Below are 19,441 nucleotides of genomic sequence, written 5' to 3'. Positions count from 1 at the left end.
GGCGCGCACCGCACGCGCGGCACGCGCTCACCGGGCCCCGCCCCGGACCGGTGCCCGCTTGTCGCGCGCGGGTCCAGGACAGCGGGACACCGGCCGGGCGGCGGGGGCCGTCCCAGGGCGAGTGGCCGGTCCCCCGTCGTGATCGGCCCATCATGTCGCCCCGCCGTGACCGGCCCCGTCAGAAGAAGACGCCGCAGCGCAGCAGCACGTTGGCGTACGGGCGGGCCTCCCCCGTCCGCACCACCAGGCGTGCCCCGGCGGTGAGCGCCTTCAGTTCGTCGTGCGGGACGAACCGGAGCCCCGGGAGCCGCTCCTCGAGGAGACGCGCGGCCGGCACGTTGGCGTCGCGCACCTCGTGGGCCGCGGTCGCCGTCTCGACCACCAGCTCGTCGAGCAGCCCGTCGAGGACGTCCGCGAAGGACGGGATCCCGGCACGGAAGGCCAGGTCCACGACGCGCGGTCCGGCAGGCGGCAGAGGCATGCCCACGTCGCACACCAGGAGCGTGTCGCCGTGCCCCAGTTCGGCCAGTGCACCGGCCAGATGACGGTTGAGGATGCCGGACCGCTTCACAGCGCGTCGACCTCCTCCGCCGTCGGGAAGGACTCCTGGGCTCCCCTGCGTGTGACGGCCGCCGCACCCACGCGGACGGCGAAACCGGCGGCGGCCTCGAGCGCTTCGCCGAGGCCGAGCCGCCACGCCAGGGCCGCCGTGAACGCGTCCCCGGCGCCCGTGGTGTCCACGGCGTCGACCTTCGGGCTCGGTACGCGGGCCGTGCCGGAGCCGTCGGCGACGAGCGCTCCCTGCGCGCCCATGGTGATGACGACCGAGCGGGGGCCGAGCGCGAGCAGGTCCCGCGCCCACTCCTCGGGCGTCGGACCGGCCGGCTCCCCCAGGATGTACCGCGCCTCGTGCTCGTTGACGACCAGCGGGTCGCATACGGTGAGCACGTCCGCGGGCAGTGGCGCCGGCGGGGACGGGTTGAGGACGAGGCGGGCGCCGGAGCGCAGCGTACGGGCCACTTCTGCGACCGTGTCGAGCGGGATCTCCAGCTGGAGGGAGATCACCCGTGCGCGGGCGAACAGCTCTCCCGCGGCCGTGATGTCCCCCGGTACGAGCCGGGCGTTGGCGCCGGGCGACACGACGATGCTGTTGTCGCCCGAGGGGTCGACGGTGATCAGCGCGACCCCGGTGGGCGCTCCGCCTGTCAGCACGCCGGCCGTGTCGACGCCCGCCGCCCGTTGGGAGTCGAGCAGCAGCCGCCCGTGGGCGTCGTCGCCGACTCTGGCGAGGAGCGCGGTACGGGCTCCGAGGCGGGCGGCGGCGACCGCCTGGTTGGCGCCCTTGCCGCCGGGGTGGACGGAGAGGTCCGAGCCGAGGACGGTCTCCCCGGCGGCGGGGCGGCGCTCGACCCCGATCACCAGATCGGCGTTGGCGGAGCCGACGACCAGTAGGTCGTAGTCGTGCGTGCCTGCCGTGTCATGCGTGCCGGCCGTGTCGTACGTGCCGGCCGTGTCGTACGTGCCGGCCGCCGTGTCGTGCGTACCGGCCGCCGTGTCGTACGTGTCGGCCGCCGTGTCGTGCGTACCGGCCGCATCACGTACATGGGCGTTGTCGGGCGTCATGAGAAGTCCGCCACGTTCTCGCGGGTGACGACCTTGACCGGCACCTTCACCGTGTTCTCGATCTTCTCGCCCCGTGCCGCCTTGACCGCGTTCTGCACGGCGATCCTGCCGAGTTCCGCCGGCTGCTGGGCGATCGACGCGTACAGCGTGCCCGCTTCGACCGCCTTCAGGCCGTCCGGGGTGCCGTCGAAGCCGACGACGGACACCGACTTGCCGGCCTTGCTGCCCAGCGCCTTGACCGCGCCCAGCGCCATCTCGTCGTTCTCCGCGAAGACGCCGTCGATGTCGGGGTTGGCCTGGAGCAGGTTCGTCATGACGTCGAGGCCCTTGGTGCGGTCGAAGTCCGCGGGCTGCTTGGCGAGGACCTTGATGCCGGGGTACTTCTCGAGCCCCTCCGCGAAGCCCGCGCCTCGCTCGCGGCTGGCGGAGGTGCCGGCCGTGCCCTGGAGGATCACGATCCTGCCGCTGCCGCCGAGCTTGTCGGCGAGCGTCTTCGCGGCGAGCCTGCCGCCTGCGACGTTGTCGGAGGCCACGAGAGCGGCGGTCTCCGCGTTGTTGACGCCGCGGTCGGCCGCGATGACCGGGATGTCGGCCTTGTTGGCGCCGCGTACGACCGGACCCACCGCGTCGGAGTCCACCGGGTTGACGATGACCGACTTCACTCCGGAGCTGGTGAAGTTCTGCAGTTGGTTGGCCTGCTGGGAGGCGTCGTTCTGGGCGTCGGTGACGGTGAGCTCGACACCGGCGGCCTTCGCCTCCGCCTGCGCGCCATCCTTCATCTGCACGAAGAACGGGTTGTTGAGGGTGGACAGCGACATGCCGATCCGGGGCGTGGTGGACGACGAGCCGGGGTTGAGGAGGGAGACCGCGCCGACCACTGCCGCGACGACGACCGCGGCGATCGCGAACTTCGCCGCGTCCTTCTTCTTCCCGCCGGGGCTTCCCGTCCCGGCCGCCGCGGAGCCGCCGCCCGTGGAGCCGGCACGGCGCCGCAGTGTGTCCAGCAGTACGGCGAGCGCGATGACGACGCCGATGACGACCTGCTGCCAGAAGGCGGACACGGAGAGGAGGTTGAGGCCGTTGCGGAGCACGGCGAGGATCAGCGCGCCGATCAGGGTGCCGGACGCCTTGCCGACGCCGCCGGCGAGGCTGGCGCCGCCGATGACGACCGCGGCGATGGCGTCGAGTTCGTAGCCCTGCGCGGCCTGCGGCTGTGCGGAGGCGAGCCGGGAGGCGAGGACGATACCGGCGACGGCGGCGAACAGGCCGGACAGCGCGTAGATGACGAGCTTCTGCCGCTTGACGCGCAGACCGGACAGTCGCGCGGCCTCCTCGTTGCCGCCGATGGCGTACATGGAGCGGCCGATGTAGGTGCGGCCGAGGATCAGCGCCGTGATCAGGCCCATCGCGATCATCACGAGGACGGGCACCGGCAGCCAGCCGCCGAGGGTGTCGCCGAGCGAGGAGACCGACTCGGGGAAGGCGATCGGGCTGCCCTGCGAGATGACGAGGGACAGGCCACGGCCGATCGACAGCATGGCGAGCGTGGCGATGAACGGCGGGAGCTTGCCGTAGGAGACGAGCGCGCCGTTGACGAACCCGCAGGCCACGCCGGTCGCGATGGCGAGTATGACGGCCAGCCACACCGGTACGCCTTCGCTGGTCGCGGTCCAGGCGAGCACGGTCGCGGAGAGCGCGGCGATGGAGCCGACGGAGAGGTCGATGCCGGCCGCGACGATGACGAACGTGACGCCGAACGCGAGGATCGCGGTCACGGCGGCCTGCACGCCGACGTTGAGCAGGTTCTGCGTGGTCAGGAAGTCGCCGGAGAGCAGCGACATCGCGACGAGCAGCACCACCAGGGCGGTGAGCGCGCCGTTGTCGAGGAGGATGCGGCGAAGTGCGGAACCTCCCGCCGAGGCGCCGCTCGCGCCCGTGTCGTTCACATGCGTGTCAGTGGCCACGGGGGCCCTCCTCTTCGTTCCCTGCGTCGTTCTTCGGTGCCTGAGCGGTGACGGCGAGGGCCATCACCGCGTCCTGGGTTGCTTCTGCCGCGTCGAGTTCACCGGCGATCCGGCCCTGTGCCATGACCAGCACCCGGTCGCTCATGCCGAGTACTTCCGGCAGATCGCTGGAGATCATCAGGACGGCGTGGCCGGAGGCGGTGAGTTCGTTGATGAGCTGGTAGATCTCGACCTTGGCGCCGACGTCGATGCCGCGGGTCGGTTCGTCCAGGATCAGCACGCGGGTGTCCGCGAGCAGCCACTTGCCGATGACGACCTTCTGCTGGTTGCCGCCGGACAGTGTCCGTACGTGCTGGCGGAGACCCGCCATCCGTACGCCGAGCTGCTCGGCGATCCGCGCCGCGGCGGTCCGCTGCCCCTTGAGGTCGACGAGCCCGCCGCGGGTCGCGGACCGCAGGGTGACCAGGCCGAGGTTCTCCTGCACGGACGCGTCCAGGACCAGACCCTGGCCCTTGCGGTCCTCCGGTACGAGACCGAGGCCGGCGCCCATGGCGGCGGTGACGTCGTGCGTGGGCAGCGTGCGGCCGAGCACGTCGACGCTGCCGGTGTCGTACGGGTCGGCGCCGAACACGGCGCGGGCGACCTCGGTACGGCCCGCGCCCACCAGCCCGGCGAGGCCGACGACCTCTCCGGACCGCACCTCGAAGCTGACGTCGTGGAAGACGCCGTCCCTGGTCAGGCCGCGGACGGCGAGCAACGGATCGCCGGCCTCCGGGCGTTCGCGCGGATACTGCTGCTCGATGGAGCGGCCGACCATGAGCCGTACGAGCTCGTCCTCGGGGGTGGAGGCGGGCACCTGGTCGACCGAGCGGCCGTCGCGAAGGACGGTGACGCGGTCGCCGAGGGCGGCGATCTCCTCCAGGTGGTGGGTGATGAAGACGATGCCGACACCGTCCGCGCGCAGCTGTCGCACGATCCGGAAGAGCTTGTCGACCTCCTCCGAGGTGAGGACGGCGGTCGGCTCGTCCATGATCAGGACGCGTGCGTCGAGGCTCAGCGCCTTGGCGATCTCCACCATCTGAAGGCGTGCGATGCCGAGTTCGCGGACCCTGGTGCGCGGGGAGACCCGGACGCCGACGCGCGCGAGCAGTTCGGCGGCGTCGGCCTCCATCTTCCTGCGGTCGATCATGCCGAAGCGCCGCGGCTGGCGGCCGAGGAAGATGTTCTCGGCGACCGTCAGGTCGGGCACCAGGTTGAACTCCTGGTAGATGGTGGCGATACCGAGGCGTTCCGCGTCCTGCGCACCGTGGATGCGGACTTCGCGTCCTTCGGCGAGGATGCGCCCGCTGTCGGGGCGGTAGGCGCCGGAGAGCATCTTGATGAGGGTGCTCTTGCCGGCTCCGTTCTCCCCGAGGAGGACGTGCACTTCGCCGCGGCGCAGGTCGAAGTCGACGGAGTCGAGGGCGACCACGCCGGGGAACGTCTTGCGGATTCCTTCGATGCGCAGCAACTCGTCCGGGCTGCTCACAAGTTGCTCCTGTTCCGGGAGGGGGTGGCGGGCGTCTCGCCGCACGAGCGGCGTACGACCAGGCGGGCGGGGAGGGTCACGGACTGCGGGGGTCTGCCTTCGATCACGTCGACGAGTGCCCGTACGGCGGCTCTCGCGAGGTCGGCGACCGGCTGTGCGATCGCCGTGATCGGCGGGTCCGTGTGCACGAACCAGGGGATGTCGTCGAACGCGGCCAGGGCGATGTCCCGCGGGACGCTCAGGCCGCGGGCGCGGATGGCGTCGAGGGCGCCGAGGGCCATCAGGTTGTCGGCCGCGAAGACGACGTCGGGCGGTTCGGGCAGCGCGAGGAACTGCTCGGTGGCGCGGCGTCCGCTGTCGGCCTGGAAGTCGCCCTGGCCGATGTACCCGTCGGGCAGCGGCAGCCCGTACTCGCGAAGTGCCTCGCGGAAGGCTTCGACGCGTTCGTGGCCGGTCGTGGTGGCGGCCGGGCCGGCGATGATGGCGAGCCTGCGGTGGCCGAGGCCGTACAGGTGGGCGACGAGGTCGCGGATCGCCTGCCCGCCGTCGGCACGGACGACGGGGACGTCGACGCCGGGGATCCAGCGGTCGACGAAGACCATGGGTGTGTCACCGCCGGCCGCGTCCAGCATCAGCGGGGAGCGTCCGTCGGCGGGCGAGACGAGGAGGCCGTCGATCCTGCGCTCGAGGAGCGTGCGGACGTGGTGGTCCTGGAGGTCGGGCTCCTCGTTGGCGTTGCCGATGATGACGCTGTAGCCGAGGGTGCGGGCCTCTTCCTCGACGAAGCGGGCCAGCTCGGTGAAGTACGGGTTGAGGACGTCGCTGATGACGAGCCCGATGGTGCGCGTCTGGTCGGTGCGCAGGGACCGGGCGACGGCGTTGGGCCGGTAACCGAGCGCTTCGACGGCGGCGAGGACGCGGGCCCGGGCGTCGGGGCTGACGGAGGGGTGGTTGTTGAGCGCCCGCGAGACCGTGGCGACGGACAGCCCTGCCGCGGCGGCGACATCCTTGATGCCGGCCATGTACGGACCACCTCCTTGTGGTTTCCGTGAGCCTTCGCGCCATGGGCCGATGAACCCATGGAAACGTTTACACGAGGAGATGGAAACGTTTACACGGCCAGGAAGGCAAGACCCCCGACGCGGGCGAGATCAGATCGTGACGAGAGCGCTCATACGAGCGAGGCGGGTCCGGGGCCCTGCCGGGCGTCGCTACACGCGGGCGCCGGGCGGGACGGACGGCCGCCCCGACCGGCGGACGAGCTGTCCGTGGGCGCACCACCCCAGGGCCGCGCCCACGGCGTACCAGAGGAGGTCGGGCGCGTTGAACGTCGAGCCGAGGACGAGGCGGGCCACGACACTCTCCCGGGAGAGATCCGCCGGCACACCGGTGAGCTGCAGGAGCTCGACGGCCCAGCTGAACGCCAGTGCCGCGCCGGCCGCCGGGAGGGGCCGCAGCCGAGGTGCCACGAGCACGACCAGCGCGAGGATCAGGACAGTGTACAGCGCGTCCCCGGCGTACTTCGCGACGCTGCCGGACACCAGCGCCCTCACCCCGAGCCCCGCCGCGACCGTCCCGACCGCGGCGGCGCCCGCGACCAGCCGGGTGCGCCGCGCTCCCCCTGCTCTCTGAACGGCCATGGCGATCACACTAGGGCGTAGCGCCTCACCGCCGGTCGCCGGCCGGGCCCGGTCGGCGCGAGCACGCGGCAGCGGCGGCGGCGGCGAGGTCACACAACGCGACGGCGGTCCCCTCGAGTTCGCCCATCCGGCCGTGGATCGCCGGCCGTGTCACCCCGTGCATCGTGGTGGTTCGTGCCGCGGAGGAGTGTTCAGGCGTCGACCCGCAGGGCACCGAGCAGCATCGGCAGCGAGGCGTGCAACTCGCGCTCCCAGTACGCCCAGCCGTGGGTTCCCGGTCCGTAGAAGTTGGTGGTGACGTGCTTCGCGCCCACCCGCTCCAACTCGGCGGCCAGGGCGTGGTTCTGCCGGTTGAAGTCGGCCTCGAGGTCACTCGTACGGCCCGGCGGGTCCAAGGGGCCCGTGGTGCCGTCGCCGCACGACAGGTACACGGGCAGCGACTTGAGCCGCTCGGCGAGGTGGAACGGGTCGTGGGAACGCCAGATGTGGCGCTGCGCGACGGGGTCGCCCCAGACCCGCAGGGGATCGTCGCCCCGGCCCGCGAAGAACCCCATGATCCGGTCGACGGACTCGTCGTTCAGCAGCGGGTGCGCCGAACCGGAGTATGCGGCGACCGCCTTGAACCTTCCCGGGTGCCGGGCGGCGTACTGGAGGGCGCCCTGCCCTCCCATCGACAGGCCGGCCACGACGCGGTTGCTGCCGGCGCCCCACTCGCGTTCCAGGAGGTGCCGCAGTTCCACGGTGTGGAACGTCTCCCATGCGGGGTCGCCGCCCTGGCCGTGGTTCCACCAGTCGCTGTACCAGCCGTTCCAGCCGGCCTCCGGCATCACCACGAGTACGTCGCGCAGGCTCTCGATCTCCGCGACGTCGGTCCGGCCGGTCCACGAGGTGTAGTCGCCGCAGCAGCCGTGCAGCAGCCAGAAGGTCGGCCAGTGCCGGTGCCGGTCGCCCGGGTCCCAGCCGTCGGGGGTCAGGAGGCGGACCTTGACCGACCGGCCGCCGAGGGCCTGTGACCGTACCGTCAGGTCGACCTGCCGTTCCGCGATCCGGGTCACCGCGACGACCTCGGCGCCGCGCGGCGACGACGAACGGGCCGTGTCGGCCGTCTGCTCCCCCACGACGGCCGCCGCGGACGAGGTGGCGGGCGCCGGGGCGGCGAGAGCCGGGGTGGCGAGAGCCGGGCCGGCCGGGACGAGGGTGGCAAGCAGTACGGCGAGGACGAGCAGGAGACGGGCTCTCGGGGACGGGACGGCGGTCGCGATCACGGCGGCTCCCTGCGATGCGGTCATTGCTGCCTGAACGGTTCGACGATGCTGCGCCGGCTCGCCCCGCGTCGCCCACGAGTCGACATCAAAGTGATGCCCGGGACTTCGCGGCGCAGCCTCGAAGAAGGGCGCCACTGAACGACAGCGGGCGGGAGACCCCGGATGCGCTTGATCCGCAGAGTGCCCGAGCGGGCGTGAAGGCGTCGTCCCGTACCGGCACAAAAGAAGAAGGACCCCAGATGAACTGGGGTCCTACTGGTGTCCGAGGGGGGACTTGAACCCCCACGCCCGATAAAGGGCACTAGCACCTCAAGCTAGCGCGTCTGCCATTCCGCCACCCGGACTCAGGTGATTCGCCCCGGTCTCCCGCGGCGACAAGGACAACAATACCAGGGGTTTCAGGTGTCTCTCACCCGCATATTGCGTGGTCAGGCACGTCCGCGGCCCCAAATGAGGTCCGGGTACAGCGTGTATCCGTGCGGACGCGGGACGTGAGACTACGGTCGGCAGCGTGAGCCCTCGCCCCCACCGACAGCCGCGGCCGCTCTCCCCGCTGCGTGAGCATCTGCGCGACACCTTCTGGTTCGCTCCCACCGCGGCACTCGCAGTGGTCCTCGTGGTGTGGGTGTCGGCCGACGCCCTCGACACGGCGCTGCTGGAGGCCCTCCGGGCCGACCGGGACCACGACGCGGTGCGAGCGGTGATCAACTGGGCCGAGGACGCCAAGATCATCGTGACCACGATCGCCTCCGCGATGATGACGTTCATCGGCGTCGTCTTCAGCATCTCGCTGGTCGCCGTACAGATGGCTGCGGGGAACTTCAGCCCCCGCGTCGTACGGATCTTCATCCGGAGCCGGATCAGCAAGGCCACGTTCTCGGTGTTCCTGGCCGCGTTCCTGCTGTCGCTGCTGGTGTTGACCTCGTACGACAGCGAGAGGGATCCGGCGAAGGTGGTGTCCGTGCCGCTGGTGCAGAGCGCGCTGACGCTGCTGATGGTGGGGCTCAGCCTGCTGCTGTTCATCGCCTATGTGACGCAGACGCTGCAACTGATGAAGGTCGGGCCCGTGGTCGATCGGGTGACGAGGGAGTCGTTGCGGGTACTGGAGCGGATGACGGCTCACGCCTCCGACGGTGCGCCGCTGCCCGAGCAGGTGGCGTCCGTGCCGCACGCGGGGCGGTCGGGGACCCTGCGGGACGTGCACGTGTCCCGGCTGGTGCGCGCCGCCCGCCGCAAGGACGTGGTGCTGCGGCTCGTCCCCCGGATCGGGGACTTCGTGGTGCCGGGGACGCCGGTGATCGCCGTGCACGGTGCCGGAAAGGGCCTGCCGGCGCCGCAGGTTCTGCAGGCGGCGGTGTCCGTCGGGGTGGAGCGGACGTTCCATCAGGATCTCGGGTTCGGTCTGCGGCAGCTGTCCGACATCGGGCTGCGGGCCATGTCGCCTGCCGTGAACGATCCGACGACCGCCGTGCAGTGCGTCGACCGGATCGTGCAGTTCCTGGCGGCGGCCGCGCACCGGCCGCTGGGATCCGTGCACCACCGGGACCGCGACGGAGTGGTGCGGCTGGTGCAGGAGGGCCCCGGGTGGGGGGATCTGGTGGATCTCGGCTTCGCGGAGATCCGCGGTCACGCGGTGCGCGACGCGCAGGTGTCGCGGCGCCTGATGGCCGCGTTCGACGACCTGTTGCGCCTGGTGCCCGCGGAGCGCGGCGAGCCCGTCGCCCGGCCCCGGGCCTTGCTGGTGCGGGCGGTGGAGACGACTGTGCCGGAAGCGGCCGGGCGGGCGTTCGCGCTGCGGCCCGACCGGCAGGGCATCGGCTGAGCGCCCGGATCGCACAGCCCGCAGGCGCAGGCAAGGGGCCTACGGGCGCAGGAGTACGGGCACAGGAGTACGGGCGCTGGCATACGGGCGCGGATACGCACGGGGCCGTACGGGCGCGGGCGGACGAAGGCGTCTGCGTGGACGATCGCCGCGAGACGCGGGGCCGCCCCTTCTCCACCGTCGTCGCAGGTCGCCGCGGCAGCGCACCGCGGGGGACACACGACAGCGGAGTGAGAAGCGGACGGCCCGGCGCCGTTCCGGGTTCGGCCCCGGAGTTCAGGCGTTGAGCTGGTACTCGGGGAAGTTGCCCGGCAGCCGCTCCCCCGCCGGGCCGTCGGTCACCGCCCGCACCAGCAGTTCGCCGCCGACGAACGCCCCGCGCCAGGAGGCGCCGAAGCCACCGAACAGTTCGTCCCGGTCGCCGCGCGAACGCGGCTTGTTGTGGCCGGTCTTGAAGGCGCGGATCTGGGGGGCGAGGCGTTCGAAGGTCGCCGGGTCGTCGGTGGACAGGGTCGCGACGAGCGCTCCGCCGGAGGCGTTCATCGCGGCGAGGAGTTCCGCCTCCGTGTCGACGAGGACGATCGTGTCGACCGGCCCGAAGGGTTCGGCGTGGTGCAGCGGGGAGGACGGGGGCGGGTTCAGCAGGGTGACGGGCGGGAGGTAGGCGGAGGTGTCCTGGCCGGGCAGGAAGTGGCCGTCGGCGAGGGAGCCGCGGTGCAGGGGCACGGCCCCGCGGTCGATCGCCTCCGCGACGTGGTCGGCGAGTTCCTTGGCCTTGGCCGCGTTGATGAGCGGGCCGAAGTCGAGGGCGGGCAGCGCGTCGCCGGGGCCTTCGACGGCGAGCGGGTGACCGGTGCGGACGGAGCGTACGGCGGGCAGGTAGGCGGCGAGGAAGTCGGCGAACGCCTCCCGTTGGACGACGAACCGGGGGTAGGCGGTGCAGCGCTGCTTGCCGTAGTCGAAGAGTTTGGGGACGACGGCGGTGAGGGCGGACCAGTCGGTGAAGTTCCAGATGCCCCAGGTGTTGAGGCCCTCCTGTTCGAGGATGTGGCGCTTGCCGAGGTCGGCCACGGCGGTGGCGATGCGGGCGCCGGTGTCGCGACCGCCGACGAACGAGACGCAGCCGATCTCCGGGGAGCGCACCAGCGCCTCGGAGAGCTCGCCGCCGCTGCCGCTGACCAGGCTGAGCGGGACGCCTTCGCGGGCGGCGAGTGCGCAGGCGAGCGTGAGGCAGGCGACACCGCCGTCGGTCGGGGCCTTGGCGATGACCGCGTTGCCGGCCAGCGCCTGGACGAGCATGGCGTGCACGAGGACGGACATCGGGTAGTTCCAGCTGGCGATGTCGGAGACCGGGCCGTCCAGCGGTGAGCGGCCGTCCAGCATGGGCTCGATGCCGTCGACGTACCAGCGCACCCCGTCGATGGCCCGGTCCACGTCGGCCTGGGCGAGCCGCCAAGGTTTGCCGATCTCCCACACCAGCAGGAGGGCGAGCAGTTCACGGTGTTCGGTGAGGGCGTCGAGCGTGGCGCCGATGCGGGCGCGCCGTTCGGGCAGCGGTACGTGGCGCCAGGCGCGGTGCTGGTCGAGCGAGGCGCGTACGGCCTGCCGGGCGGTGGCCTCGTCGAGGCGCGGCGGGCCGGCGATCGGGCTGAGGTCGACGGGGCTGGTGGCGGGCAGCGCGCGGCCGTCGGCGTGCCAGGCCGCGCCCCAGAGGTTGAGGACGCGGTCGCTTTGGAAGGCCTCGGGGGCGACGGCGAGGCAGCGCTGCCAGGCGTCGGTCCAGGCGGTGCCGGGCTTGAGGGTGAGGGTGGGTGCCATGAAGGTGGACTCCGCTCGTGACGTGTCGTACGGGGCGGGAGGGTCTTTTTCATGAAGGAGCGGCGGGCGGGTCTTTTGTGAGGGGGCGGCCGGTCTTCATGCGGGGGCGGCCGGCTCGCACACGCCGGCCGCCTCGAAGGCCCGTTGGGGAAGGGGCACGTCTCAGCGCTCGGACTCGGCGAGCCGCTCGAGTACCAGCCGTGATGTCTCGGTGGGCGTGGAGCCGACCCGTACGCCGGCCGCTTCCAGGGCTTCCTTCTTGGCCCGGGCGGTGCCGGTCGAGCCGGAGACGATCGCTCCGGCGTGCCCCATGGTCCTGCCCTCGGGTGCGGTGAAGCCGGCGATGTAGCCGACGACGGGTTTGGTGACGTGCTCGGCGATGTAGGCGGCGGCGCGTTCCTCGGCGTCGCCGCCGATCTCGCCGATGAGCACGATGAGTTCGGTGTCGGGGTCCTGCTCGAAGGCGGCGAGGCAGTCGATGTGGCTGGTGCCGACGACGGGGTCGCCGCCGATGCCGACCGCGGAGGAGAAGCCGATGTCGCGCAGCTCGTGCATGAGCTGGTAGGTGAGTGTGCCGGACTTGGAGACGAGCCCGACGCGGCCGGGTTCGGGTGCGATGTCGGCGGGGATGATGCCCGCGTTGGACTGGCCGGGGCTGATGAGGCCGGGGCAGTTGGGGCCGACGATCCGAGTGCCGCGCTCGGCGGCGTACGCGTGGAAGGCGACCGCGTCGTGGACGGGGATGCCCTCGGTGATGACGACGGCGAGCCCGATGCCGGCGTCGGCGGCCTCGACGACTGCCGCCTTCGCGAACGGCGGTGGCACGAAGACGACGGTCACGTCCGCCCCGGTGGCGGCCATGGCTTCGCCGACGGTGCCGAAGACCGGGACGGCCCGCTCGTCGAAGTCGACGACCCGTCCCGCCTTGCGGGGGTTGACGCCGGCGACGACATCGGTCCCTGACGCCAGCATCCGGCGGGTGTGCTTCATGCCCTCCGCGCCGGTCATGCCCTGGACGAGGACCTTGCTTTCCTTGGTGAGGAAGATCGCCATGGTTCCCGTTCCCTTCAGATCGCGAGGTCGGCGGCGCGGCGGGCGGCGCCGTCCATGGTGGTGGCCTGCTGGACGAGCGGGTGGGCGCGCTCCTCGAGGACGGCGCGGCCGCGGGCGGCGTTGTTGCCGTCGAGCCGTACGACGAGGGGCTTGGTGAGGCGTACGGAGTCGAGTGCCCGCACGATGCCCTCGGCGACGGCGTCGCAGGCGGTGATGCCGCCGAACACGTTCACGAGCACACTGCCCACGTCTCGGTCGGAGAGGATGACGGAGAGCCCGTCGGCCATCACCTGGGCGGAGGCCCCGCCGCCGATGTCGAGGAAGTTGGCGGGGCGGGCGCCGCAGCCGGCGACGACGTCGAGGGTGGACATCACGAGGCCGGCGCCATTGCCTATGACGCCGACCGTGCCGTCGAGCTTGACGTAGTTGAGGCCCTTGGCGGCGGCCACCGCCTCCAGCGGGTCGTCGTGCAGGGTGCTCTCGTCCGTACCCCAACGGGACTGACGGAAGCGGGCGTTGTCGTCGAGGGTGACTTTGCCGTCGAGGGCGAGGATGTCGCCGGACGCGGTGCGGACGAGCGGATTGACCTCGACCAGGAGGGCGTCCTCGCGGACGAGGACCTGCCACAGGGACCGGAGAACGGGTGCGACGCCGGTCGGCAGTCCCGCGGCGGCCGCGATCTCGGCGGCCTTGGCCTCGGTGACTCCTTCCGCCGGCGCTATGGGGATGCGTGCGACCGCTTCGGGGCGGGTGGCCGCGACCTCCTCGATGTCCATGCCGCCGTCGGCGGAGGCGATGGCGAGGAAGGTGCCCGCCGTCCGGTCCAGGACGTAGGAGACGTAGTACTCCGTGTCGATGTCGACGGGCCGCGCGAGCATCACCTTGCGCACGGTGTGGCCCTTGATGTCCATGCCGAGGATCTGGCGGGCCGTCACCTCTGCCGCCGCCGCGTCGGCGGCGAGCTTCACGCCGCCGGCCTTGCCCCGGCCGCCCGTCTTCACCTGGGCCTTGACGACGACGCGGCCGCCGAGTCGCTCCGCGGCCGCGCGGGCCTGCGGGGCGGTGTCGGCGGTCTCTGCTTCTGGTACGGGGATGCCGTACTCCTCGAAGAGTTCCCTTGCTTGGTGCTCGTACAGATCCATGCCGGGCTCCCAGTGCTTCGTCCGAGACGAATGAAGTGAACGGATGAAAGTGGCGCACGCCCCCTGGACACCACCCACCGGATGCGGGATAACAAGCTTCATACAGTATTCGTCGACTGTATGCAATCTACCGTGAAGCACACATGGCGAGTGAGCCGAAGGGACGCGGCGGCGCCGAAAGGGAGAACGCGCACAGGCCCCGAAGGACGAGGGGCCGAGCACGATCGACCGTCGACGCCGTCTTAGTCGCCCCGCAAGCCAACCGAGCCACAAAACGACACAAGGCGAGTGAGCCGAAGGGGGCGCGGCGGCGTCGAAAGGGAGAACGCGCACAGGCCCCGAGGGACGAGGGGCCGAGCACGATCGACCGTCGACGCCGTCTTAGGCGCCCCGGAGGCGAACCGAGCCACAAAACGAAGGGACAGGACTTCGCCATGCCCGACGACAACAGCCAGCAACTCATCTCGGGTGGACACCTGGTCGCCAAGGCACTCAAAGCGGAGGGTGTGGAGGTCGTCTACACCCTGTGCGGCGGCCACATCATCGACATCTACGACGGCTGCGTGGACGAAGGCATCGAAGTCGTCGACGTACGCCACGAGCAGGTCGCCGCCCACGCCGCCGACGGGTACGCCCGTATCACCGGCAAGCCCGGCTGCGCGGTCGTCACCGCGGGACCGGGCACCACCGACGCCGTGACCGGCGTCGCCAACGCCTTCCGCGCCGAGTCGCCGATGCTGCTGATAGGCGGTCAGGGGGCTCACACACAGCACAAGATGGGTTCGTTGCAGGACCTGCCGCACGTCGACATGATGACGCCGATCACCAAGTTCGCCGCCACCGTGCCGGACACGGCCCGCGCCGCCGACATGGTGTCAATGGCCTTCCGCGAGTGCTACCACGGCGCGCCGGGTCCCTCCTTCCTGGAGATCCCGCGCGACGTGCTGGACGCCAAGGTGCCGGTCGAGAAGGCGCGGGTCCCGCAGGCCGGTCACTACCGGGCCTCGACCCGCAGCGCCGGCGACCCGGAGGCCGTGGAGAAGCTGGCCGACCTCCTGGTGCACGCCGAGAAGCCGGCGATCCTGCTGGGCAGCCAGGTGTGGACCACACGCGGCACCGACGCGGCGATCGAGTTGGTGCGCACCCTGAACATGCCCGCGTACATGAACGGCGCGGGCCGCGGCACCCTGCCGCCCGGCGACCCGAACCACTTCCAGCTCTCGCGCCGCTACGCCTTCTCCAATGCCGACGTCATCGTCATCGTCGGCACGCCCTTCGACTTCCGCATGGGCTACGGCAAGCGGCTGTCCCCCGACGCGACCGTCGTCCAGATCGACCTCGACTACCGGACCGTGGGCAAGAACCGGGACGTCGACCTCGGGATCGTCGGCGACGCCGGTCTGATCCTCAAGTCGGTGACGGAGGCCGTGTCGGGGCGGCTGAACGGCGGCGCGGTCAAGCGCAAGGCATGGCTGGAGGAGCTGCGCGCCGCCGAGCAGACGGCGCTCGACAAGCGGCTCCCGCAGCTGCGTTCCGACGCCTCCCCCATCCACCCGTACCGGCTGGTCAGCGAGATCAACGACTTCCTCACCGAGGACTCGATCTACATCGGTGACGGCGGCGACATCGTCACCTTCTCCGGTCAGGTCGTGCAGCCCAAGTCCCCCGGCCACTGGATGGACCCGGGTCCGCTCGGCACCCTCGGCGTAGGCGTCCCCTTCGTACTGGCGGCCAAGAAGGCACGGCCCGACAAGGAGGTCGTGGCCCTGTTCGGTGACGGCGCGTTCTCCCTCACCGGCTGGGACTTCGAGACGCTCGTCCGCTACAACCTGCCGTTCGTCGGCATCGTCGGCAACAACTCCTCGATGAACCAGATCCGTTACGGCCAGGCCCAGAAGTACGGCTTGGAGCGCGAGCGGGTCGGCAACACCCTCGGCGACGTCCACTACGACAAGTTCGCCCAGATGCTGGGCGGTTACGGCGAGGAGGTGCGCGACCCGGCCGACATCGGCCCGGCTCTGCGCCGCGCCCGCGAGTCCGGGCTGCCCTCGCTGATCAACGTCTGGGTGGACCCGGACGCGTACGCCCCCGGAACCATGAACCAGACCATGTACAAGTGAGGAGCACGGGCCATGACCCAGACCATGACCAAGGCTCTTGAGGGCATCCGCGTCCTCGACATGACGCATGTCCAGTCGGGCCCGTCCGCCACCCAGCTGCTCGGCTGGCTCGGCGCGGACGTGGTGAAGCTGGAGGCCCCGAGCGGTGACATCACGCGCAAGCAACTGCGCGACATCCCGGACGTCGACTCGCTGTACTTCACGATGCTCAACTGCAACAAGCGGAGCATCACGCTCAACACCAAGTCGGAGCGGGGCAAGGAGATCCTAACCGAGCTGATCCGCCGCAGCGACGTGATGGTGGAGAACTTCGGCCCGGGCGCGGTCGACCGGATGGGCTTCACCTGGGAACGGATCCAGGAGATCAACCCCCGGATCGTCTACGCGTCCATCAAGGGCTTCGGTGACGGCCCGTACACCAACTTCAAGGCGTACGAGGTGGTCGCACAGGCGATGGGCGGCTCCATGTCGACCACCGGCTTCGAGGACGGACCGCCGCTCGCGACCGGCGCCCAGATCGGCGACTCGGGCACCGGCATTCATGCCGTGGCCGGGATCCTGGCGGCGCTGTTCCAGCGGGAGAGCACCGGGCGCGGACAGCGGGTCAACGTGGCCATGCAGCACGCGGTGCTCAACCTCTGCCGGGTGAAGCTGCGCGACCAGCAGCGGCTCGCGCACGGCCCGCTCGCCGAGTACCCGAACAAGGACTTCGGCGACGAGGTCCCCCGCTCGGGCAACGCGTCCGGCGGCGGCCAGCCGGGCTGGGCGGTCAAGTGCGCGCCCGGCGGCCCGAACGACTACGTGTACGTCATCGTCCAGCCGGTCGGCTGGCAGCCGGTCTCGGAGCTGATCGGCCGGCCCGAACTCGCGGACGACCCCGAGTGGGCGACGCCGGAGGCGCGGCTGCCGAAACTCGGCAAGATGTTCCAGCTGATCGAGGAGTGGACCTCGACACTCCCCAAGTGGGAGGTGCTGGAGAGGCTCAACGCCCGCAACATCCCGTGCGGCCCGATCCTTTCGACCAGGGAGATCATCGAGGACCCGTCGCTGGTCGCCAACGAGATGGTCGTCCAGGTCGAGCACCCGGAGCGCGGAACCTTCACCACCGTCGGCAGCCCGCTCAAGCTCTCCGACTCCCCCGTCGACGTCGTCACCTCACCGCTGCTCGGCCAGCACAACGAAGAGGTGTACGTCGGCGAACTGGGGCTCGGCGACGAGGAGCTGCGCCTGCTCAAGTCGAACGGAGTCGTCTAGTGACACAGCACGAAGAGCGGCAGCAGGCGGTCCGGGCGATCCTGGCGACAGCGCTCGCCGAGGGCCGGACCGCGCTGACGGCCCCGGAGGGCAAGGCGGTCACCGACGCGTACGGCATCCCGACGCCGGCCGAGGGACTCGCGGAGACGGCGGACGAGGCGGTCGCCCTGGCGGACCGGATCGGCTTCCCGGTCGCCATGAAGATCGTGTCCCCCGGCATCCTGCACAAGACGGACGCGGGCGGCGTACAGGTCGGGCTGAAGTCCTGCGCGGAGGTGCGCGGCGCGTTCACGGCCATCGTGTCCAACGCGAAGGCGTACGCCCCCGAGGCCCGCATCCTCGGTGTGCAGGTGCAGCAGATGGTGCCGGCCGGTACCGAGGTGCTGGTCGGCACGGTCACCGATCCGACGTTCGGGAAGGTGGTGGCGTTCGGTCTCGGCGGGGTGCTCGTCGAGGTGCTGAAGGACGTCACCTTCCGGCTGGCGCCCGCCTCGCGGGACGACGCGCTGTCGATGATGGACGGGATCCGCGCGGCACAGATCCTGCGCGGGGTGCGCGGCGGTGCGGCCGTGGACCGCGACGCGCTCGCCGACGTGATCGTCCGCGCCTCCGAACTGGCCGCGGACTTCCCCGAGATCGCGGAGGTCGACCTCAACCCGGTGTTCGCCTCCGCGGACGGGGCGATGGCCGCCGACGTACGGATCCTGCTCAGCGCGGATGTTCCGGCGGGGCGCCGGAAGTACTCCCGCGAGGAGATGCTCGCGTCGATGCGCCGGCTGATGCAGCCGCGTTCGGTGACGGTGATCGGCGCCTCCAACGAGCGGGGCAAGATCGGCAATTCGGTCATGAGGAACCTGATCGACGGCGGCTTCCCCGGCGAGATCCATCCGGTGAATCCCAAGGCCGATGACATACTCGGCCGTAAGGCGTACAAGAGCGTGATGGATGTTCCCGGCGAGCCCGATGTGGCGGTTTTCGCCATCCCGGCGAAGTTCGTCGCCGCCGCGCTCGAGGAGGTCGGCCGCAGGGGCATTCCCAACGCGGTGCTGATCCCGTCCGGTTTCGCGGAGACCGGGGAGCACGAACTCCAGGACGAGATCGTGGCGATCGCCGAACGGCACGGGGTACGGCTGCTGGGGCCGAACATCTACGGCTACTACTCCACCTGGCACGACCTCTGTGCCACCTTCTGCACGCCCTACGACGTCAAGGGCAAAGTGGCGCTCACGTCCCAGTCGGGCGGCATCGGCATGGCGATCCTCGGATTCGCGCGGACCACGCGTACGGGTGTCTCGGCGATCGTCGGGCTCGGCAACAAGTCGGACCTGGACGAGGACGACCTGCTCACCTGGTTCGGCGAGGACCCCAACACCGAGTGCATCGCGATGCATCTGGAGGACCTGAAGGACGGGCGGGCGTTCGTCGAGGCGGCGCGCGAGACCGTGCCGAAGAAGCCGGTGGTGGTCCTCAAGGCGGGCCGTACGGCAGCGGGCGCCAAGGCGGCCGGCTCGCACACGGGCGCGCTGGCCGGTGACGACGCAGTCTACGACGACGTGCTGCGGCAGGCCGGGGTGATCCGGGCGCCGGGTCTGAACGAGATGCTGGAGTACGCGCGCGCACTGCCGGTGCTCCCCGCGCCGCAGGGCGACAACGTCGTGATCATCACCGGTGCCGGCGGTTCGGGGGTGCTGCTGTCGGACGCGATCTCCGACAACGGGCTGTCGCTGATGGAGATCCCGCCGGACCTGGACGCGGCGTTCAAGGCGTTCATCCCGCCGTTCGGCGCGGCCGGCAACCCCATCGACATCACCGGCGGCGAGCCGCCCTCGACGTACGAGGCGACGATCCGGCTCGGTCTGGAGGATCCCCGGATCCACGCGCTGGTGCTGGGCTACTGGCACACGATCGTGACGCCGCCGATGGTGTTCGCGGAGCTCACCGCCCGGGTGGTGGAGGAGTTCCGGGTCCGCGGCGTCGAGAAGCCGGTGGTGGCGTCACTGGCGGGGGACGTGGAGGTCGAGGAGGCGTGCCAGTACCTCTTCGAGCGCGGTGTCGTGGCGTACCCGTACACGACGGAGAAGCCGGTGGCGGTGCTCGGCGCGAAGTACGCCTGGGCGCGGGCCGCGGGGCTGTTGGGGGGCGGTCGATGAGCTGAGCGACGGCTCGAACCACGGGGTCCGCGGTGACCGCTCGCCGCGGACCCCGGTGCGAA

The 19,441-nt window shown here is 71.1% G+C and carries 14 protein-coding genes and 1 tRNA gene; 4 read left to right on the top strand and 11 right to left on the bottom strand.

The window, feature by feature from the left end; genetic code table 11:
- Positions 1 to 178: 178 nt before the first annotated feature.
- The 8 genes from rbsD to ACFYV1_RS04500 form a co-directional block, all read right to left on the bottom strand.
- Entirely contained in the window at positions 179 to 571 is a 393-nt protein-coding gene (rbsD, locus tag ACFYV1_RS04535) for a D-ribose pyranase (RefSeq protein WP_389393853.1), read from the bottom strand.
- Positions 568 to 1,623, bottom strand: a complete 1,056-nt coding sequence (locus ACFYV1_RS04530) for a ribokinase (RefSeq protein WP_389393852.1) — start codon at positions 1,621 to 1,623, stop codon at positions 568 to 570. Before ACFYV1_RS04530 ends, rbsD begins: the two co-directional genes overlap by 4 nt.
- Positions 1,620 to 3,587 (bottom strand): substrate-binding domain-containing protein, encoded by a 1,968-nt coding sequence (locus ACFYV1_RS04525; protein ID WP_389393851.1) that lies wholly within the window; start codon positions 3,585 to 3,587, stop codon positions 1,620 to 1,622. Before ACFYV1_RS04525 ends, ACFYV1_RS04530 begins: the two co-directional genes overlap by 4 nt.
- Positions 3,577 to 5,115, bottom strand: a complete 1,539-nt coding sequence (locus tag ACFYV1_RS04520) for a sugar ABC transporter ATP-binding protein (protein ID WP_389393850.1) — start codon at positions 5,113 to 5,115, stop codon at positions 3,577 to 3,579. The genes ACFYV1_RS04525 and ACFYV1_RS04520 overlap by 11 nt, the downstream gene beginning before the upstream one ends.
- On the bottom strand, positions 5,112 to 6,137 hold the full coding sequence (locus ACFYV1_RS04515; RefSeq protein ID WP_389393849.1) for a LacI family DNA-binding transcriptional regulator: 1,026 nt from the start codon (positions 6,135 to 6,137) through the stop codon (positions 5,112 to 5,114). Before ACFYV1_RS04515 ends, ACFYV1_RS04520 begins: the two co-directional genes overlap by 4 nt.
- A 189-nt stretch (positions 6,138 to 6,326) precedes the next feature.
- Positions 6,327 to 6,755, bottom strand: a complete 429-nt coding sequence (locus ACFYV1_RS04510; RefSeq protein WP_389393848.1) for a DUF2809 domain-containing protein — start codon at positions 6,753 to 6,755, stop codon at positions 6,327 to 6,329.
- Positions 6,756 to 6,946: 191 nt separating this feature from the next.
- Complete coding sequence (locus ACFYV1_RS04505; RefSeq protein ID WP_389393847.1) at positions 6,947 to 8,044, bottom strand: alpha/beta hydrolase; 1,098 nt, start codon at positions 8,042 to 8,044, stop codon at positions 6,947 to 6,949.
- Between the two features lie 232 nt (positions 8,045 to 8,276).
- Positions 8,277 to 8,364 (bottom strand) — tRNA-Leu (locus ACFYV1_RS04500).
- Between the two features lie 167 nt (positions 8,365 to 8,531).
- Between ACFYV1_RS04500 and ACFYV1_RS04495 the strand changes: the two genes are divergently transcribed.
- Complete coding sequence (locus ACFYV1_RS04495) at positions 8,532 to 9,842, top strand: DUF2254 domain-containing protein (RefSeq protein WP_389393846.1); 1,311 nt, start codon at positions 8,532 to 8,534, stop codon at positions 9,840 to 9,842.
- Positions 9,843 to 10,118: 276 nt separating this feature from the next.
- Here ACFYV1_RS04495 and ACFYV1_RS04490 read toward each other — a convergent pair whose 3' ends face one another.
- The 3 genes from ACFYV1_RS04490 to sucC form a co-directional block, all read right to left on the bottom strand.
- Positions 10,119 to 11,660, bottom strand: a complete 1,542-nt coding sequence (locus ACFYV1_RS04490) for an aldehyde dehydrogenase family protein (RefSeq protein ID WP_389393845.1) — start codon at positions 11,658 to 11,660, stop codon at positions 10,119 to 10,121.
- Between the two features lie 162 nt (positions 11,661 to 11,822).
- On the bottom strand, positions 11,823 to 12,713 hold the full coding sequence (sucD, locus tag ACFYV1_RS04485) for a succinate--CoA ligase subunit alpha (protein WP_389393844.1): 891 nt from the start codon (positions 12,711 to 12,713) through the stop codon (positions 11,823 to 11,825).
- Between the two features lie 14 nt (positions 12,714 to 12,727).
- Positions 12,728 to 13,855 carry an ADP-forming succinate--CoA ligase subunit beta gene (sucC, locus tag ACFYV1_RS04480; protein WP_389393843.1) on the bottom strand — a complete coding sequence of 376 codons (1,128 nt, stop codon included), beginning with the start codon at positions 13,853 to 13,855 and terminating at the stop codon, positions 12,728 to 12,730.
- A gap of 434 nt (positions 13,856 to 14,289) precedes the next feature.
- On the opposite strand from sucC, the gene ACFYV1_RS04475 reads away from it, so the two are divergent.
- Genes ACFYV1_RS04475 through ACFYV1_RS04465 form a run of 3 tightly spaced genes read left to right on the top strand, consistent with a single transcriptional unit; the run spans position 14,290 to position 19,379 of the window.
- The gene (locus tag ACFYV1_RS04475) at positions 14,290 to 15,975 is read left to right on the top strand and encodes a thiamine pyrophosphate-binding protein (RefSeq protein WP_389393842.1); all 1,686 of its coding nucleotides are present in this window, start codon (positions 14,290 to 14,292) and stop codon (positions 15,973 to 15,975) included.
- Between the two features lie 12 nt (positions 15,976 to 15,987).
- Positions 15,988 to 17,229, top strand: coding sequence for a formyl-CoA transferase (gene frc / locus ACFYV1_RS04470; protein ID WP_389393841.1), 1,242 nt, complete (start codon positions 15,988 to 15,990; stop codon positions 17,227 to 17,229).
- On the top strand, positions 17,229 to 19,379 hold the full coding sequence (locus ACFYV1_RS04465) for an acetate--CoA ligase family protein (protein ID WP_389393840.1): 2,151 nt from the start codon (positions 17,229 to 17,231) through the stop codon (positions 19,377 to 19,379). Before frc ends, ACFYV1_RS04465 begins: the two co-directional genes overlap by 1 nt.
- Positions 19,380 to 19,441: the final 62 nt, after the last annotated feature.

Source organism: Streptomyces sp. NPDC003023 (assembly GCF_042888225.1).
GTDB lineage: Bacteria > Actinomycetota > Actinomycetes > Streptomycetales > Streptomycetaceae > Streptomyces.
The sequence above is the reverse complement of the archived record's forward strand: the minus strand, read 5'-3'. Positions and strand labels throughout refer to the sequence as shown.

What these genes read in the sequence shown, in the direction of transcription:
- ACFYV1_RS04530 (WP_389393852.1), bottom strand. Translation starts at nt 1,623, where the DNA reads ATGACGCCCGACAACGCCCATGTACGTGATGCGGCCGGTACGCACGAC.
- ACFYV1_RS04515 (WP_389393849.1), bottom strand. Translation starts at nt 6,137, where the DNA reads ATGGCCGGCATCAAGGATGTCGCCGCCGCGGCAGGGCTGTCCGTCGCC.
- ACFYV1_RS04510 (WP_389393848.1), bottom strand. Translation starts at nt 6,755, where the DNA reads ATGGCCGTTCAGAGAGCAGGGGGAGCGCGGCGCACCCGGCTGGTCGCG.
- ACFYV1_RS04505 (WP_389393847.1), bottom strand. Translation starts at nt 8,044, where the DNA reads ATGACCGCATCGCAGGGAGCCGCCGTGATCGCGACCGCCGTCCCGTCC.
- ACFYV1_RS04490 (WP_389393845.1), bottom strand. Translation starts at nt 11,660, where the DNA reads ATGGCACCCACCCTCACCCTCAAGCCCGGCACCGCCTGGACCGACGCC.
- sucD (WP_389393844.1), bottom strand. Translation starts at nt 12,713, where the DNA reads ATGGCGATCTTCCTCACCAAGGAAAGCAAGGTCCTCGTCCAGGGCATG.
- sucC (WP_389393843.1), bottom strand. Translation starts at nt 13,855, where the DNA reads ATGGATCTGTACGAGCACCAAGCAAGGGAACTCTTCGAGGAGTACGGC.
- ACFYV1_RS04475 (WP_389393842.1), top strand. Translation starts at nt 14,290, where the DNA reads ATGCCCGACGACAACAGCCAGCAACTCATCTCGGGTGGACACCTGGTC.
- frc (WP_389393841.1), top strand. Translation starts at nt 15,988, where the DNA reads ATGACCCAGACCATGACCAAGGCTCTTGAGGGCATCCGCGTCCTCGAC.